This is a genomic window from Natrinema soli, assembly GCF_028618695.1.
Genome location: NZ_JAQIVI010000094.1, coordinates 1 through 16,410, shown reverse-complemented (window position 1 = coordinate 16,410; position 16,410 = coordinate 1). Strand labels below are relative to the sequence as shown.

16 protein-coding genes and 1 pseudogene are annotated in these 16,410 nt (G+C 55.1%); 7 read left to right on the top strand and 10 right to left on the bottom strand.

The genetic code is table 11. The features are described from left to right. Nucleotides 1-98: 98 nt before the first annotated feature. The 6 genes from PGX04_RS06075 to PGX04_RS06050 all read right to left on the bottom strand — a co-directional run bounded on the left by PGX04_RS06075 (nt 99) and on the right by PGX04_RS06050 (nt 7,296). Entirely contained in the window at nt 99-893 is a 795-nt protein-coding gene (locus PGX04_RS06075) for an ATP-binding protein (RefSeq protein WP_273737689.1), read from the bottom strand. Between the two features lie 571 nt (nt 894-1,464). Next, nucleotides 1,465-2,994, bottom strand: a complete 1,530-nt coding sequence (locus PGX04_RS06070; RefSeq protein ID WP_273737688.1) for a TrbL/VirB6 family protein — start codon at nt 2,992-2,994, stop codon at nt 1,465-1,467. 88 nt (nt 2,995-3,082) lie between these two features. After that, nucleotides 3,083-4,840 carry a DUF8186 domain-containing protein gene (locus tag PGX04_RS06065; protein WP_273737687.1) on the bottom strand — a complete coding sequence of 586 codons (1,758 nt, stop codon included), beginning with the start codon at nt 4,838-4,840 and terminating at the stop codon, nt 3,083-3,085. 139 nt (nt 4,841-4,979) lie between these two features. Beyond that, nucleotides 4,980-5,318, bottom strand: a complete 339-nt coding sequence (locus PGX04_RS06060) for a hypothetical protein (RefSeq protein ID WP_273737686.1) — start codon at nt 5,316-5,318, stop codon at nt 4,980-4,982. A gap of 68 nt (nt 5,319-5,386) precedes the next feature. Then, nucleotides 5,387-6,052 carry an HNH endonuclease gene (locus PGX04_RS06055; RefSeq protein ID WP_273737685.1) on the bottom strand — a complete coding sequence of 222 codons (666 nt, stop codon included), beginning with the start codon at nt 6,050-6,052 and terminating at the stop codon, nt 5,387-5,389. Between the two features lie 311 nt (nt 6,053-6,363). Beyond that, nucleotides 6,364-7,296, bottom strand: coding sequence for a DUF8008 family protein (locus PGX04_RS06050; RefSeq protein ID WP_273737684.1), 933 nt, complete (start codon nt 7,294-7,296; stop codon nt 6,364-6,366). Nucleotides 7,297-7,831: 535 nt separating this feature from the next. On the opposite strand from PGX04_RS06050, the gene PGX04_RS06045 reads away from it, so the two are divergent. From PGX04_RS06045 to PGX04_RS06025, 5 genes and pseudogenes are all read left to right on the top strand, one after another. Next, nucleotides 7,832-8,083 (top strand): hypothetical protein, encoded by a 252-nt coding sequence (locus tag PGX04_RS06045; RefSeq protein WP_273737683.1) that lies wholly within the window; start codon nt 7,832-7,834, stop codon nt 8,081-8,083. Nucleotides 8,084-8,269: 186 nt separating this feature from the next. Next, nucleotides 8,270-8,704: a HalOD1 output domain-containing protein gene (locus PGX04_RS06040; RefSeq protein ID WP_273737682.1), complete on the top strand. Its 435-nt coding sequence runs from the start codon at nt 8,270-8,272 to the stop codon at nt 8,702-8,704. A gap of 183 nt (nt 8,705-8,887) precedes the next feature. Then, nucleotides 8,888-9,136, top strand: a complete 249-nt coding sequence (locus tag PGX04_RS06035) for an antitoxin VapB family protein (RefSeq protein ID WP_273737681.1) — start codon at nt 8,888-8,890, stop codon at nt 9,134-9,136. Nucleotides 9,137-9,139: 3 nt separating this feature from the next. Beyond that, nucleotides 9,140-9,532: a PIN domain-containing protein gene (locus PGX04_RS06030; protein ID WP_273737680.1), complete on the top strand. Its 393-nt coding sequence runs from the start codon at nt 9,140-9,142 to the stop codon at nt 9,530-9,532. A gap of 253 nt (nt 9,533-9,785) precedes the next feature. Then, nucleotides 9,786-10,181: pseudogene (locus PGX04_RS06025) on the top strand (IS1595 family transposase); the annotation flags it as partial. Nucleotides 10,182-10,196: 15 nt separating this feature from the next. Here PGX04_RS06025 and PGX04_RS06020 read toward each other — a convergent pair. Together PGX04_RS06020 and PGX04_RS06015 are read right to left on the bottom strand one after the other, a co-directional pair. Further along, entirely contained in the window at nt 10,197-11,420 is a 1,224-nt protein-coding gene (locus PGX04_RS06020) for an AlbA family DNA-binding domain-containing protein (RefSeq protein WP_273737679.1), read from the bottom strand. A gap of 155 nt (nt 11,421-11,575) precedes the next feature. Beyond that, nucleotides 11,576-12,814, bottom strand: coding sequence for a tyrosine-type recombinase/integrase (locus PGX04_RS06015; protein ID WP_273737678.1), 1,239 nt, complete (start codon nt 12,812-12,814; stop codon nt 11,576-11,578). A gap of 277 nt (nt 12,815-13,091) precedes the next feature. On the opposite strand from PGX04_RS06015, the gene PGX04_RS06010 reads away from it, so the two are divergent. Together PGX04_RS06010 and PGX04_RS06005 are read left to right on the top strand one after the other, a co-directional pair. Next, on the top strand, nt 13,092-14,147 hold the full coding sequence (locus PGX04_RS06010; RefSeq protein WP_273737677.1) for a ParA family protein: 1,056 nt from the start codon (nt 13,092-13,094) through the stop codon (nt 14,145-14,147). Further along, entirely contained in the window at nt 14,140-14,472 is a 333-nt protein-coding gene (locus PGX04_RS06005; protein WP_273737676.1) for a DUF8160 family protein, read from the top strand. Before PGX04_RS06010 ends, PGX04_RS06005 begins: the two co-directional genes overlap by 8 nt. Nucleotides 14,473-14,623: 151 nt before the next feature. Here the strand turns inward: PGX04_RS06005 and PGX04_RS06000 are convergent, their stop codons facing one another. Together PGX04_RS06000 and PGX04_RS05995 are read right to left on the bottom strand one after the other, a co-directional pair. Then, nucleotides 14,624-15,181, bottom strand: coding sequence for a PH domain-containing protein (locus PGX04_RS06000; RefSeq protein ID WP_273737675.1), 558 nt, complete (start codon nt 15,179-15,181; stop codon nt 14,624-14,626). A gap of 987 nt (nt 15,182-16,168) precedes the next feature. After that, nucleotides 16,169-16,351 carry a hypothetical protein gene (locus PGX04_RS05995; protein WP_273737674.1) on the bottom strand — a complete coding sequence of 61 codons (183 nt, stop codon included), beginning with the start codon at nt 16,349-16,351 and terminating at the stop codon, nt 16,169-16,171. Nucleotides 16,352-16,410: the final 59 nt, after the last annotated feature.

Below are 16,410 nucleotides of genomic sequence, written 5' to 3'. Positions count from 1 at the left end.
GTAAACCTAGTTAAAAGTTCCCCTAAATTGAGATTCTCCCCGAAGCGACGACTACCCCCAGATCCTCTTCGTCTCTACCTCTTGCTGGGGGCACAGTCTCAAGACTGTTGGTCTGGTTGGTCTGGTTGCTCTGGGATCGACATGCGGAGATCCTCGAGCGTCAGTTCCTCAGCGTCGCGTTCGGCGGCACGCATTGCGGCGTCGTCGACAATTCCGACGATATCTGCGCTACTGAGTCCCTCTGTCTGCTCGGCCATCTTCCTGTATGCGTTGTTGTCAAGGTCCGTCGGCAGCTCGTCGAGCCGGACGCGGAAAATGGCCTCTCGAGCGTCGCGATCTGGAAGCCCGAGTTCGTACTGCTGGTCAAAGCGACCCCGACGAGTGGCCGCCTCATCAAGGAGTTCAGCGCGGTTTGTAGCTGCGAGGACGAGGTAATTCGGATCGTCAGCGTCCAGATGAGCGAGGAACTCGTTGACGACCTGGGTGTGCTCGCGATTGACGTCGCTTTCACGGGAGGCGAGCAGCGCATCGATCTCGTCGATGAAGATCACACACCGACCGAACTGTTCGGCCTCCGCGAACAGTCGGTTGACCTGCGCAGTGGATTCATTGATCCAGCGCGATTTGATATCGCCCGCCGAGAGCTCGAGATACGGGTGGCCGAGTTCGCCAGCAATGGCTCGAGCGAACAGCGTCTTGCCCGTCCCGGGTGGGCCGTAGAAGAGGATGCCGTTCGGTGGGGAGATGTTGAAGCGTTCGTAGGCGTCATCGAGTCGAGTCAGTGGTCGGATTACCGAGCGCTCGACCTCTGTTTTGAGTGGCTCCATCCCACCAACGTCTGCAAATCTTGTGTCGGGCGCAGACTGCCAGCCGTATTGGAGTTGGGAGGGCATGGGTTGCTCTTGAGCCGCTCCATCGCTGGAGTGGGACGTCTTGGTCTGAGCCTTCTCTCTCTGGGCACTCGCGTCCACTGCGTCTGTTTGCCCCTCTTCTCCCGTCGAGTTTTTCTCTTCAAGCTCGTCTGTCACAACCCCAATGCTCATTGCCAGCATCAGTGGAACACACGCAAGCCAACTGGCTCCCATGTACCAAGAGCTTTCAAACATGGCAGATATTCGAAGCGGTGCAAGGAGGCTTGCGAGGGTAGGCCAATTAGTCTCCCAGGCAGGTAGGAACCACACTGCCGTCAATATTGCTACACCAATGAAGGTCCCAAGTAGCCAGATATGATTTGCATTCTCCTCCTTGGCGTGTAGTGGTGTAATACCAGCAACCACGAACGCAGCAGTAAACGTGGGAACCATCCAAATCGCAACGATTGCGATCAGCGCTATAATCGGGTCGGAAAAATATGCGACAATCCAAATAATTCCCAGTGGAGCAGCTACATAATTCGCTGTAAAGAGGCTGAGAGAAATGCTGCCGACAGCGACTTTCTTCAGGACACTCCTAGGTTGAGGTGCTCTATCCATCTTCCTTATTATTATTGGTTGGTAGACTCGCTCTCCAGTCGTCCAATGTCTGCTGATTGGACCCCGTGTCTGGTGATGTGTCGGCAGCGTTGGTACTGGCATCGACTGCCTCGCCGCTGGACGACTGTGTGGTTGTCGACGTGTCGATAACGGGGTTTTCCCGATATCGTTCCAATCCGGCCGCCGCCCACTCGGTCGGTGATTTGTGAAAGTTTCGAGGTCCGTAGGAGACGCCAGCTTTTGCGTCTGAAGCTGCGCGCTTCCCACCTCTTTTCAGACCAGAGCCCCCCTTTTTTCCGGCGTTGGCAAGGACATCAGGTGTTTTCGACGCGGCTGCACTCCCAACTGCTGCTTTCGTTTGGCCTACGCGTGATCCCACGCTGCTGGCAGCACTGCTCCCCCTTCCACCCGTCAGACTGTCGCCCCATCTGGCCCCTCTCGCTCCTCCGTACCTCGCCTGCTCCATCAGTGCAGTACGTCTCGATTTCCCACCCGACTGGGTCGATGAAGAGCTCTGAGCTTGCGACTTCGAGCTGCTTTTTGCACTTCGACCGAGACCTCTCGGTGACATCCCCGCCATCATGGCTGCTTTCAGCCCGACGGCCGCGGGGGCGACCAGCCCGATCAGCCAGAAGAGCATTGCTTCGATAAGTTCGCCAAACTCTGCCTCAGTTGCTTGCTCGCCCTGGACAGCGACATCCGAATACGCCCCGACGGCTGCCGCACCTGTCTGCAACAGCCCGGCCATCACGATTCCTGCGAGCAGCATGTACGCTGTCGCCCGCAAGAGCGTTTTCGCGATCGCCGAGCTGTGGCGAAGTGGACCGAAATCCAGGTACAACATGGCCCCCAGAATCGGGAGCAAAATAAACGTCGCGTGGAACAAGAACTCTCGAAACACAAAGACCCCGAGGGCGAGCAAGATACCCGCGACGGAGACTAAACTGATGATGATCCCACCGATGATGGCACCAGCGCTCAGTGCGGCTGCCCCGCCGAATCCAGCCTCGAGAATCTTGGGGCCGAACGCAGCGCCATAATCATCGGCGTAGACATGCAGAATGATCGCATTCGTCAAAAGAAGACTAAAGTGCATGATCTGGCGGGCAACGGCCACGAAGATGATCACCTTCAACGTTTTCCAGACCAGCATGAAATTCGTCACCTCACGTCGATCGGCGAACGGCTTGGAAGCAATCCCAGCCATGAAGACGATCACCAGCAGTTGAGGGAAGATATCCAGATTGTGCTGGAAGGCTCCCTGCATCGTCGGATCATTATAGGGGCTGTCAAAGATGATGAACGAACGAATGCCGTTCGCAATGAGGCTACTGATGAACCCAATAATTCCGGACAGGATGTAGGTGAAAAAGTCGGAGACCCAGCCGGAGATAAACGCGACGGTGAGGGGGATGCCGTCAACTGGAAGGAAGGCACTGCTCTTCTGGGCTAACACCAGTATCGTGGGGTCAACGCTTTCTGTGATGCTTGTGATCGAAACGGGCAATCTGAATCCGGTCATGGGTTGGATGCGGTCTCTGTTATAGTTGTCAGCGCGGAAGCGGTGGAGTGGGTGTGCACCCACACTGTGCTGGATCGAGTTCGAACAGTCATTTGTTTGTACTTCTCAGATACGCGAACGGAATGTACAAGATCACAAATGCGATGATCGAGACGAACGCCCCAGTAAAACTCATCAGTAGCTGGTAGATGTTGAACGCCTCTGGCTGGAACGTGACCTGGGCCTCAGCTGGACTGTAGTACACCTCTTCCGCCGGATCGGTCTCGCCCGTGAACGACGCCCTCACGTAGAGGTCACTCCGTTCGACGACTGCGGTTCCGTCCGAGTTGGTCGTCACCTGTCCCTGGGCAGCCCCATGGAGCCAGAGTGTCTCGTTGCCAAGCGCCTCGCCGGTCTCTTCCTCGAACAGGTGGAACTGTGCGTGCGTGTCGTTGAGGGTCTCCGTCTCGAGCTGGGCGTTGCGCTCCTGGACGGTCTGTGTCGACACCGGAATCGGGTCGTCATGGATATCGCGAACCTCTGTGACCGGTTGCTCTGCGTTCTCGATGATGAGCGTATTCTGTCCACGTGGTTCGACCGAAGAGAGATTGACATCCTCATCGAGTGGTGCTGGCTCTGATGCGACGCTGAAGCTGTTCGAGCTAGCTAGTTCTGGTAGGTTTGCGAGGTTGGTTGGTTCCCCCTCAAGCGTGGGGCTCTCTCGCTGTGCGGCGAGTTGCTTCTCGAGGACGTTCGGGAACGCCTCTTGGTGGGTCTCTGACGCGAGTGGCTGTTGCTCAAGCGTCTCGTTCAGCGCTGATCCCGTCTCGTTGGACAGGTTGTGATCCGGCGCAATCGTCAGATTGTCTTCTGGCGGGTGGCCTCGCGTGGCGGTCTCGTACTGGCGCTGGGAGTAGACGCCCCAGATATTCTCGATCTCTCCGGCGTCTTCTGCGAACGTCGCTGTGCTCCAGAGTCGCCGGTCTTGAAGCGTCTCCGGCCCATTGAACTCGAGGATGATCTGGTCGATATTCCCGTTTGATTCGACAACCGTCTGGTCGATCGAAAGCTCCTGATTGGTCGTGACGGAGACGGGGGCTTCGTCTTGGACCGTGTGGGAGATGTTCAGCGTGTCGGTATCGGTCGTGTTCTCCACCCAGCCACCATCTTCGAGTTCGTAGACGGTCTCCTCGAGTGCAAGCGTCGAGGTGATCGTCGCCTCCACCTCCATCGTTGTCGGCTCGCTCGCATCCGCACCCGTGTAGTCGATCTCGTGGGGCGTCTCTGAATCGCCGCTCCACGACTGGGTCCCGATCTCGAGTGTGCGGTCGACCTCTTGATCAATGAGTGAGGCGTTGAGACAGGTCCGCGTCTCATTCGCCGTGGTACAGCCCCCCTTCGGGATGCGAGTCGTGTAATCGACGTAGGCGAAGACCGTCCCATCCTCCGGAACCAGCATCAGCTCACTCTCGGTGTCGTCTTGGGCATCCGCCTCCGACTCGAGACGGGTCTGGGTCCCTTCGTCAGATCCAAGGATCGTTACGTGAGCGTCTTCAACGAGCGTGCCGTTCGAGCGTTCCGAGTCTGGGAACCAGAGACTCGTCGACTCGTTGCGTTCGATCGACTCGAGTTGCTCGAGACGATACTCTTGTAGTGTCTGCTGATCCGGGCCGACCTGATACGGGGGTTGGGTCGTCGAATGGTGGAAATCGCGTATTTGACTCAGCTCTGTTACCGAGATATTCTCTTCTTCATCGACTTCCTCGAGCTCTGGGAGCACGAACGGTGGGACTGAGCCAGCCTCGGGATCCGGTTTATCGGAGATGAAGACGTCTGTGTCGTTGGCCGTTGTCTCCGCGGTGGACATCGTCGCTGCACCGCTAATTGACAGTGTCAGGGTGACAACGAGCAGCAGTCCAAGCGACAATCGGTGGCCATCCATTCGTGGGTGTGGGGTGAAGGGGGTCGATTGAGGGGGGAAGTCGTGATTCTGTTGGCTGTGCTACTTAGAAGGCGATCCAGGGGATGACCATTCCCGGGGCGAGGTTTTCGAAGAGCGACACGAACACGTTGTAGCTGACCGAGAGGATGATCATGCCCGCACCGCCCCACATGCCTCGCCAGCCCCACTGGGCACGGTCGGCATGTTTGCCGGAGACGAACCAGGCAGCGGCACCAACGAGAAAGACGATGATGCCGAGCTGGCCGAGTGTCGTTGCGACGAAGGCTTCAATCTCCGACAGCGAGTTGTTGATCTCGCTCTGCTGGGCAGCAGCAACTCCGGTTGTTGCGATGAATGCAAACAGGCCGGTCAGGACTGTGGCTCCTTTCGTTCTGTATGCCATGCTCGGGTCTCTTAGCTACTAGCATTTATATTTAATCCTAGATGTGGGTGTGGACACAAGTAGAACGATCACTGAATGTAGTCACAGGCAATAGCCCATGCACCGAGGAGGACTGGCGGCCACGCGATCGCCCCAATGAGTCCGAATTCGGGGCTCAATCCAAAGTCGGTCCAGGCAGCCGCCGTCATCACAGCGGCCACGATTCCCAGTACACTCGTGACGAGGAGTGGTTTCGAGACGACCACCAGACTACCCAGCAGTGTCGCTCCCACCAGGAGGGCAGCCTCTCTCTCCATTGCCATCGGAGCATATCCTGCGGAGAGAGCAATTCCCCGACCCACGAGGACGGCCCACAGAGCGATTGCCAGCGCAGCAAAAATCCCGCGTGCAGTCGCTCGCAGTGGCCCAACCGTGTACACGCGCGGGCCATCACCGACCCAGTCACCGGTGAAAATATCGTGGTCGTGCTCGTTCTGGTGACACGGTTCACACAGCGTTTCCAGATTCGACAGCTGGTTCGAGCCACCCTCCGCCAGCGGAGTGATATGGTGGGCGTGGAGCCGAACCCCCTCGTCACCAGCATGCGGACCGCTTTGTCGACCGCACGCTTGACATGTCCAGTCGTCGTGTCGGTAAACCGTCTTTCGACGGGCTTCCCAGTCTGGCGGACGATCCCCCGAATACGTGTCGGGATCGTCGTAGCGTGAGTTGATCTGTCTCTCGAGTGTGCTCATTCGATATCGATCCTCGCTTTCAACTTGAGTGATAATTTTCCAACTAGATATATAGATATTTTGATGGAGTGAGTGAGCGATACAGGAGGACCGTGATCTCAACGGGAAGCCTCCAAACGGACCCTTCCGTGGACAGATGACGGCCACCGAATCACCTCCGGATCGGTCCCTGGATTAGACCGACGACGGACCGATCGAGCGATACACGAGCTAGTAGCGGTACGTTGCTTACAACCGCGTGCTGTGTGTATTGTTTCACTCGTGTTTGATGGATGAGGGCTCACGCCCGGTTGGATGGGTCGGGGACACGGTCACCCGTGGACGTCAGATGTCCCGTCAGCATCGTCTTTCTGTGTTGTCTCCCCAGGGATCTCGACTTCGTCCATGATCTTCACACGACGTTCTTTGCTGGTCACGCCACTGCGACCGCTCTTGGTCTTGGTAATCACGATCCGATCTTTCGTGAGGTCCTTCATGGCCCCGATCGTTCGACTGACGAGTTTCTTCGCGTAGGCGTCGTCAACAGCCCCACGTCCGAGTTCTCGTCGGATCCAGTGCTTCATCTCGCTGGCATCGATGTACTCTTGAACGCCTTTGCATCCGTTCTTCCAGGGGTTGTCGACCTCGCTGTCTCGAGCCTGCCAGAGTTTCGCTGCAAGATAGTCGCCCTTGGTCTTGGCTGTCCGGTCGAGCATGTCGCCGTCCATCTGGGCGAGCTGCTGAATCGGAAGGAGATCGCCGTGGGCGAGGTTCGTCGATCCGCCGCGGGCCAATGGATCCTCGCTCTCGGGAAGGCGGTAGTACGTACCATTGTCCTTCTGGATTTTCTCGAGTCGTCCCTCCTTTATTGGGAGATCGAACTCGATGACGATTTCCTCGGGAAGGTGCGCACCTTTCTCGAGTTCGCGAGCCATTAACTCGTTTAGCCGATTGTCGTTGAGGTCAGTCGCAGCATCGAAGCGCGCGTGTTTCCGGTCTTGCTCGTCTCCGAGATCGTCGATGTCGGTCTCGAGTTCCTCAACTCGACCCTCGAGTTCGTCGATCCGCTCGTCTTTCTTCTTGTTCGCCTTTTGGAGTTCCTCAACTCGGTCCTCAAGTTCGTCGATCCGCTCGTCTTTCTTCTTGTTCGCTTTTCGGAGTTCCTTGTTCTCGGTCTCGACTGTGGAAACGCGAGCGCGGAGTTCGCGAAGGTCGTTTGCTAGCTCGTGGTTGGTCGGTGCATCCGTCGGTGTTTTCGTTGACATTGTGTTTGGATCGTCTGCGGTCGGTTATCGGGCAGTACGTCTACTCGACACCATACGCTCCTCCGACGAGATTGCGGGCTGGTCCCATGGTACGGAACAGCGCAACCGCTACTCAAGCGGAAAGCTTATATCACCGGACAACCCAAGAGAAAGTAGTCCTAATTCCTTCTCTTGCGGTTATCTGCGATGAGCCGCTGGTGTGTTGTGCGTTGTCTTGTCCTGTCTTTCCCCTAGTCGCTGGTCTGTAGGCTTATTAATCCCTTCGGTGAATTCCGACGCTCTCTGTGGATTGTCTGACGCTCGTCAGACGATTGACCCCGTTGTAGTCGCGTCGACCGATACATTGTTGAGGGGAGTATCATTGGCCGTTTTCTTGTGGGTAAATAGCCTGTTAGTGGCTACCCTCTTAACCTTTATGAGGCAATTTCCGCACCCAACCACGCCATATCACGTACATTTCTAACAGACCAGACAGTTAAACCGTCAGCGCATGAATGCCAGCAGTGTGTTTAGTCGAGTTTCTTGGCTTCGGCCGGTGGATGTTGCAATCTTGGAGGTGGTTGGACCTCCTCTGGGGCTAGAGCTGAATCGCGGTGCAATCGCCAGGAATATTGATTATTCCCCAGATTATGTTGGCAGACGAACAGATTTGCTTGTATCCTGCGGATTATTGCACATTGACGAGGATGGTGGTCCATATTACTCAATCACTGACACAGGGGAGAAAGTATTGAACCGTGACATTTCACCAGACGATCTCGAAGCGTTGGGGCCTGACAGTGAATGACCGTTGTTTCTGGGTGAACCGCCTCGGGGTCAAGCCCCGAGGCACTCGGCCTGCTCCGCCTGTAGACACGTTTGCTTACGAATCTGCCTTCTTCTCCTTCAAAGACTGACGTCAACTGATGGGCTGGGTCGAGTGCGTAGCGTTCTCATGTTGGTTATTTAACCACCGATCGTGTAATTGCTGAGGATGGCTCAACGTAACGCTAGTTTGTCAACTCAGGTAGTGTTCACTGTAGCCGAGGTGGTTGGCGAAGATCCCGAGGAACTTCCACCGCTCGAGAGAACGATCAGTAGTGAGGCGCTCAATAACCTCTTCCGCGAAGACACGCCACTCCTTGGAGCATATCTGGTGTTCCCATACTGTGATGTGTGGATGATGGTTCACAGTGATAGAACCGTTGATGTCTTCACGGAGTACGCAGCGACCACTGCCGTCGACGACGTTCCTACCGATAGTGGAGGTCACCCAACTGACGACCGGATGGTAGTCTTGCACGCTGAAAATGGACGACACGCATTCGCCGATGACGACGAACTAGAGACACTCCACGAGATCGCTGAAGAGGCTGACGATGCGACAGACGCGTGGGAGGGCACTCTCGACTACGCTGAGCAACGATAGTGCGAGCGCATATCCACGTTTTCAGGCACGGGGAGGAGATCAATGAGTCAGAGTTGAGGGAAGTCGCTCAATGGTAACGATCGCAGGAGCAGCTCACGGAGCTGGACTCTGTTTCGAATTGTGACATAGTTTAGACTCGGTACCAAAAGGTAAAGGAACGTCAACGCCTAACGTCAACGTAGAATGGGCGCTGCTGACGACCAAATCCGCGTGAGCGAAACCGTGAAGCGTGAGATCGAACGGCGGAAGCGTGAGGGCGAAAGTTACAACGATGTCCTCGAGCGGGTGTTCGGAACCGACCGTGACCGGTCACGTGATCTTCTTGCTGGGGCGGGCTTCTGGTCATCTGAGAAGGCTGATCAGGTGCGTGAGACCCGGCAGAAGTACAAGGAGAAGTCGAAAGAGCGGATGGAGCAGCGAGGCGGGCGCTGACGGATGAAGGTTCTGGACGCGACGTTTCTGGTTGACTACCTCGAGGACGCTGATGTCGCGACGGCGTATCTCGAGGAGCACTCGACCGAGCGATTCGTCATTCCGGCGCCGGCGTTCGCGGAGGTCCTCGTTGGTGAGGGAAACGGCCCGGACAAGAGTGATATTGCGGGCGCGTGCGAAGCTCTGTCTTGGGCTGAAGTGTACACCGTTGACCAGCGGACGGCTGTCACCGCGGGAGAGATCGCCGACGAGGTCGGCCCACAAGGCCCGTACCTAACCGGGATGGATGGCGCGATCGCAGCTGTCGGCCGCGAACTCGACGCACCGGTGGTCTCCGCTGATCGGGATCTCACGCATCCGGAGACGCGGAAGGTCGTTGACGTCGAGGAATACTGAAGCCCTACCATCTGTTGCCCGAGCCGGTGGTGAGGACATCACTCACAGATTGACATCAGGTGGTATTTCCTTCGACTTCTTGATGGTGTCTCGCATTAATACAATGAACTTTCCGGGGTAATCGCCAGACCCGAGATCGGCTCGAGTGGAGCAAACACCAAAGTTGTATGTTGTCCGATCAGTACTCGCTGAAGCGCTGGACAGGAGCAAATTAAGGAGCTGATGGCTGCCTGCTCCGTATCGCATCTCGAATTCAGACAAACCACCAGTGCTGACACTTGTCCGTCATCCCGACGGATGAGTTCGACTTTTCGTCTGTAAGGACCTGGAAGACGCTGACGAAGACATTGCTGAATACGGCGATGGCAGTGTCATCCTCTGTTCCGACGATTATTCGATCTATGACGGAACCGAGGACAAGGTGGGGATGAACGGCTATCTGGCCGTCATCAACTCCGTCACCTACGTCATCGGCGACGCTCACACAAACACCTGCGAGAACCGCCACAGCTTCCTTCGCTAGTGGCTGGCGAAGTTCAGAGGTGTCTCGAAGCATCATCTCCAGAAGTACCTCGACTTTCTGGCACTAAAACTTAACTCACCTGATAACTGGTTCGAAAAGCTCCTCTATTACAATATGTCAGGATGAGAGTCCCAGAAAATCCTACCTCCTTCCGTTCTCGGAAAGTCGATCTTCAGGTTCCCCAAGAGTGTCGTATGGATCACCAAACTCTCCAAAGGCGTGCCACACTTCTTGTAATAGATCTTTAATGATCTCTGAGTAAGGCGTATCGTATGATTCAACCGTTGCTGACGGGAGGGTGGCAACGTCCCTGTCGAGTCGATCTGTTCGATTCCTTCTCCCCTTCGCTAGTACGTAACCCTTTGACTCAATAAAGGTCATATACAGGAATATTGGCGTCTGAACCTTTCTATCTGCGAGGAATCCCAAATAGTCCGGAATCCGATCCCGCAATATTTCGTATAACGTTAAAAACCCAACTCTATCTTCCTCTACCCGCTCATTTCGGAGGTGAAACGAATGGACTGCTTCTATACGACCATCCCTGTATAATTGAGTGTATTCAGACCAGAGATCCTCGTCATCACGCTGAAAATCCTTTGAATTCACTATCCCATCAACATTCCTTCTTGCACGGCCATAATGACTTCCTGAGCTATTTCTGTGAAACAGTGGCAACCCCTTCATCTCGTTTTCACCGGGTGAAATATCCACCTCTGGTTGTAACCCGAACGCTGTCGCCGGGATCACGTGTAGAATGATCGATGGACCTGTCTCATATGGTGCAGGAGTGTTCCCAGCGCGAATTTTAGCGATCCGATCGGCGAGAAATGATTCGATCTCTTCTGTTAGTCGATACTGCTCAATAAGTTGCTCCCGAAGCTGCTCAACATCATATGAGTATGTCCCAGCGGAATTACGGCCGTAAAATGGCTTTCCTGAGCTATTAGTAGCTCTGTGTGGGGAAATCATGCTTTGTTGGATCCGTACTATTGCCACGAATCCAGCCCCACCTTGGTTCGGGTTCGGTATCGTATGTATCTCGTGACTCGAGAGTTGTGGCTGCGTTCCCGTTCGAATTATATCCTCTAATTTGAGCTTGTACTCATCCCGGGTATAGTCTGTAATCCAGTTTAACGAAAGCCCAAGGTGATCTACATCGTCTGGGTCAGGAATGCCGATTAGAAGATCTCCACCACTTGTGTTCGCAAAGGACGTCACCTCTTTCACCAGGTTCTTTTTATGCCCCTCTCTTCCCGGATCGAGCATATACTTGAACTCGAGTTCTGTTCGTTCTGGTACACCAATCTCAATTAGTCGTTCTAAATCCTCAGCGGAGATGTCTTCTAAGTCTGATGAGAGCACTGTAACTACTGTGAAATTTTTGCACTTAATGATTGTCAATTCATAGTGTAAGTGATCTATCGACCTATTCGTCGACGCATTTGCACTATATTTAACCCAGAGACTGTCTACCGCAGGATTTCAGTGGATTACTGAAGCATTTTCCCATACCTAGCCTATTGCTCCACTTCGAACGCGTTTGCCAGCCGTTTGCGCATAAACTCGCGCCGGTACTTCCGGCGTTCGGCTTCTGAGAGATAGTTCTTCAGTACGACAGATGGATCGGAACTGCCCTGCTCGGCGGCGATCACGTCGAGATTGTCGAGTAGATCGTTCACCGCCTTATTGTACGTCGTGTACCAGAACCGCCGCCCCATCTTCGAGGTCGGCGGGTCGCCGTAGACGCGGACGTTCGCACGATCGGCAATCTTTCGAAACCGCGCCTGGACAGTATCGCCCGTAATATAGCCCGTTGAGGACCGTGCCGAGGGGAACAGATAGCCGGTCCACTCGGGGCCACGATCTTCGAGTGCGTCGATTCGTGCAGCGAGTTCGTCGACGCTGTAGATCAATGCGACCGTCCCCGGCCCGTTCTTTCGCTCGTCGCCGAACTCGATGTGTGGGTCGTTGCCAGCCAGCGACAGTTGGGAGACCTTCAAGGCCGCGACCTCGTTGCGTCGGAGGCCCCACGCACAGAGTCCGAGGACGATCAGTCGGTCGGTTACGTCCTCGGCAGCGGCGTACAACGCACCGACCTGCTCGCTCGTCAGCGTCGGGTTGTCGGGCTCGTCGGGTGCTTTGTCCGCCCAGATTTCGGCGTGGTCGACGTTTTCGGCTGGATTGAACTTCGCCCCGTGGCGGTTCACGAGATGAGTGTAGAACTCCCGGACATCGCTTAGATACCGCAGCATCGACTGGTAGCTTTCGAGGTCGGCTTCAAGTTCATCCAGGACGCTTTCAACGCGCCGGAGTTCGTCGAACTGGCGTTGCTCGTCCATGACGCGGTCGACGATCGCGTCGGTCGCATGGACGGCGTCGTACAACCGGACGTAGGTCGCGAGTCGATACCGCTTTGAGTCCGCCGTTGTTTCCTTGCGCTTGCGCTCGACGCGCCGCAGGAACGCTTCAAGGGTGTCGATGGTGGTTTCGTCGTCGATACCCCAGTGGTAAGCGTCCTCGGAATCGGTGTCCACATAGCCGACAGTTTCGAGAAAGTCGGTCAGCGTCATATCGTGGTGTTCGCGCAGCGCGTACGCGATTCCTGAGTAGCCGGCGTCGGCGACCTCGCGGTAGGTCGGTCGGTTATCGAGGTCCAGGCCGTTCCGTTGCAGGTTCGGTTCGACCTCGGTATTCCAGGTCTGTTGCAGCTCGGCGAGCGACATTCGGGACCAGTTGATCTGTTCGCCGCTGCTCATCTGCTCACCGGCCCGAGAAGGCCGTTTTCTCCGGGTTGGGTGCATTCTAAGACCACCATTTTCGTACGTTTTGCTACAATTGACAGTAGTATAATACTACTGGTTGCACAGGTGTCTCATCCAGACACACGATCCAAGCAACTATATTCACAAAAACATGCAGAACCGTGGTAAACCATATGGTGATATATAAAACAAACCATCTATCGCTAGATACGATTCTACCGAAAACGAACGTCAGATACCTTCACGAACGCCTATAGGAAATTAAGGCGGTTTGAACTTCTCACTCCGGTGCGTAGTTGTACGGCTCGATAAACTCGATTCACCAGTTCGGATCGTTTTCGAGCTCCGAGATTCGACGGAGCGCACACTCGTCACAAAAGTGGTGCATTCCTCGGTGTCCGCTCTCGAGCTGTCTGGCGGTTTGGTTGTGACCTATCTGTCTGACGTAGTTTTATATATTACTAACATTATGTATCTAATACGGGTTACCTGTATAACACGGAGGACCCACGTACCCGAGGTGACCACTATGACGGATGAAACACGGATTGCCGTCGCCATGCAGAAAGGCGGTGTCGGTAAATCCACGACTACGATCAACCTATCCGGCGCACTCGCCGAAGCCGGGAAAGACGTATTGCTCGTCGACGCAGACCCGCAAGGGTTCGCGACGATAACACTCGGATTCAAAACCGAGTACGTGAGCGACGAGAACTCGCTGTACCGAGTGATGACGGACATCGACCGATTCACCGAAGTGAACGACCTGATCGTTCCACACGAGGCGTTTGATGTTCTACCCGCACACGGGGAGAACTTCCAGCTGGAGCGCGAACTCTGGTCGATCTCGCGAACCCAAGAGCGTCTAGGGATGGTTCTCGACGAGATCGAGCACGAGTACGATTACGTTTTGATCGATTCGCCGCCGAATATGGGCCCGCTTGCTGATGGAGCGCTACTTGGTACCGGTAACGTCCTCTTTGTGAGCAAAGCTGATTCGATTGCGACGTTCAGCATGAAGCTCCTGCTCGAAGAGAAGCAGAAGCTCGAAAAGGAGTTCCAGAAGGATATCGGGATCGTCGGCGCCGTCGTGAACGCCGTCGGTCGAAACAAGATCAACGAAAAGCGGCTGGACTGGTTCCTGGAGCACATCGGCGAAGGGGATACGTTCATCGTCCCGGAGACGGTCGCGATCGAGGGCGCGTTCAATCAAGAGCGAACCGTCTACAACTTCGATCCAGAGAATAGACACCGGGAAGAGAAGGCTGCAGAGGTCCGAGATATCTACGATCAACTAGCGCAGCACGTGGAGGAATACAATGCCTGACGACGATTTCGACGAAGCATTAGGACAAGCAATCAGCGGACAGGTGGGACAGAACACGAGTGATGAGGGTAATCAAGGTAATACGGGTAACACAAGTGACTCACAGGACACGGGTGAGAGGAAGGACGTGAAGAACTATCCATTCTACATCCCGAAGGACCTGCGCGACGAATTGGACCAGCTGTATAACCAGTACGACGGGAAGAACAAGGTCGAAGGCGGTGACGGTATCGAGAAGCATGCGGAGTTTCTCGAACCGATCATGAGAGCGGCGATCGACGAGTTCGAACTCGACGACGTCGTTCCGTACGATCCGGACGGATAGACCGAGGACTCTTTTCGCACTTGTAACGATCTGCAAAAGAGGGAAGGGCGGGTAGGGTGATGGGCCGATGCTTTCTTGAGCGCTGTGTACGATCGGTAGGTCTACGTGCGAACGCTACATGCTCGGTCGAGAAGCGAAAACCAGAGAAGCGCTAAGTCGGTTGTGTGGTAGTATCGGGCCTGCTCTGTTCGCTGAGCAGTTGTGTCAGGATTGACTTGATCTGCTCCGGGTCGGGAACATCTCGGAACGTGAGATCTTCGGTACTCGTCCCGGCGGTGTATATCCGGACGTCGCCGAACGAGAGCATCCGCTCGAGGATCGTTTGGTCAAAGGAGGTGTTCTGGACGCGATCGAGACGGATCTGGGTGACATCGCGGGAGATGAGCCCATGTTTGACGTAGATCTCTTCGTCGGTGATCACGTACAGCAGTCGTATCCACTCCAAATACGTCTTCCCGACGATCACCACACCGACCACAGCGAGGACGAGCGGAAGGAATCCAACCCACACCGGCAGTTCTTGACTGTCGAGTACTGACAGAAGCATCAGTGTGCCAATGATCCCGCCGAGTACGAACAGGAGGCCACCGACGATCGCGAACAGGATCGTGAATCGTGACGGTCGCCCGGACCACTGTACGTTTTCATCTTCCATCAGGTGGAGCCAGTCTGCGTTTTCGACGTTTTCTTGCGGCTGTATTAGTGACATTGGATCTCATGCTCTGTGGCTGTATATGGATCTGTCTGCCAGTCGAGGACGCCACGTCGGCGTGCCCAGTACTGTATTCGTTTTGGTGTTACCATGTGTGATTTTCCCTCTTCTGGGGTTCTTATCTAGACATACATATGTGTAATGCCGATTCCCTCATTCCCGAGTCGGTACTCACCGTTCGACCACTGGTTGCTACTTCCTCAAGTCTCTGCGTGGGGTGTTTCGACGTCTTGTCCGATCGCTTTCGCAGTCACATCGGCAATGCCGCACCGACGACACTCTCGCCAGTATCGATGTGTTGGCTCTTCAGTTGTCGTCTCCTTGGCTTGTTTCTCCGCCCCCTTGCTCTCGTCGCCGGGTGTGGGAAGGGCAACCCATTCGTGAGAATCTGCGGGACAGGCGGTTTGGATACACCGTTGTGCGGCCTCCCACGAATGCGGCGGATGGGGAATATTGCGTCCAGACAGCGTTTCTGGATCGACACTGGGTCTAGCACTCGACTGATCAGTCATTGTCTGGTACTGGTGATCCTTCATCCTGGTTGTTTCCCTTATCCGCGTTTGATTCCGCCTTCGGGAGACGCTCGAATTCTCGTTCGAGCGGCACTGCCTCATCATCAGCGGCTAACAAATTTTGAGAGGGATCGGTAAGTACAGGGCAAGCAGATAACGGAGCGATGACCAATTTGTCCGAGAGATAGCAGAAACTGCGTGCTGAATACAGAGCATAAGCCTTGTTTAGACGCTTCCGGATGAGCAGGTCAGGAGTCATTTTGACTGAACAGAATCCGGTGGTAAGCACCTCACAGTATGGTTCCATACTGTGAGAACGAAGTGTTAGCGCCGATCTCAGTCGCGTCTAAACAAGGCCCAGAGCATATGTTCAGCAGTTTGATCGACATTTGTTCCCAACGCAGTGGCCCAACGAGGGGTGCCGAAGTGACCAAACGAGGTACGACGGACGTGAAGGGGTAATGCTGCCCGCTTAGTGTAAGTCCTCCCGAATAGTATTCAGCAACTCTACAGCCTCAGTGCTATCCGTCTGCAATACACCAACTTCGATTAAGGGCCAATCGTCTCCCTTTTCCTCAACCTCGGCTTCAAGTTCATTGACACTCTCCTCCCAATAGGTTGTACCGAGAGAAACGACATTATCGCCATCGCTCATCCCGATGAACCGTAACATCGATTTTGCTGGCGAAGCCAATGCCGCTCAACGATGGACGA

Excerpts from the sequence above, each read along its gene's own strand:
- PGX04_RS06060 (WP_273737686.1), bottom strand. The coding sequence starts at position 5,318 with ATGGCATACAGAACGAAAGGAGCCACAGTCCTGACCGGCCTGTTTGCA.
- PGX04_RS06040 (WP_273737682.1), top strand. The coding sequence starts at position 8,270 with ATGGCTCAACGTAACGCTAGTTTGTCAACTCAGGTAGTGTTCACTGTA.
- PGX04_RS06050 (WP_273737684.1), bottom strand. The coding sequence starts at position 7,296 with ATGTCAACGAAAACACCGACGGATGCACCGACCAACCACGAGCTAGCA.
- PGX04_RS06075 (WP_273737689.1), bottom strand. The coding sequence starts at position 893 with ATGCCCTCCCAACTCCAATACGGCTGGCAGTCTGCGCCCGACACAAGA.
- PGX04_RS06015 (WP_273737678.1), bottom strand. The coding sequence starts at position 12,814 with ATGAGCAGCGGCGAACAGATCAACTGGTCCCGAATGTCGCTCGCCGAG.
- PGX04_RS06055 (WP_273737685.1), bottom strand. The coding sequence starts at position 6,052 with ATGAGCACACTCGAGAGACAGATCAACTCACGCTACGACGATCCCGAC.
- PGX04_RS06030 (WP_273737680.1), top strand. The coding sequence starts at position 9,140 with ATGAAGGTTCTGGACGCGACGTTTCTGGTTGACTACCTCGAGGACGCT.
- PGX04_RS06065 (WP_273737687.1), bottom strand. The coding sequence starts at position 4,840 with ATGTCCACCGCGGAGACAACGGCCAACGACACAGACGTCTTCATCTCC.
- PGX04_RS05995 (WP_273737674.1), bottom strand. The coding sequence starts at position 16,351 with ATGAGCGATGGCGATAATGTCGTTTCTCTCGGTACAACCTATTGGGAG.
- PGX04_RS06005 (WP_273737676.1), top strand. The coding sequence starts at position 14,140 with ATGCCTGACGACGATTTCGACGAAGCATTAGGACAAGCAATCAGCGGA.
- PGX04_RS06070 (WP_273737688.1), bottom strand. The coding sequence starts at position 2,994 with ATGACCGGATTCAGATTGCCCGTTTCGATCACAAGCATCACAGAAAGC.
- PGX04_RS06035 (WP_273737681.1), top strand. The coding sequence starts at position 8,888 with ATGGGCGCTGCTGACGACCAAATCCGCGTGAGCGAAACCGTGAAGCGT.
- PGX04_RS06000 (WP_273737675.1), bottom strand. The coding sequence starts at position 15,181 with ATGTCACTAATACAGCCGCAAGAAAACGTCGAAAACGCAGACTGGCTC.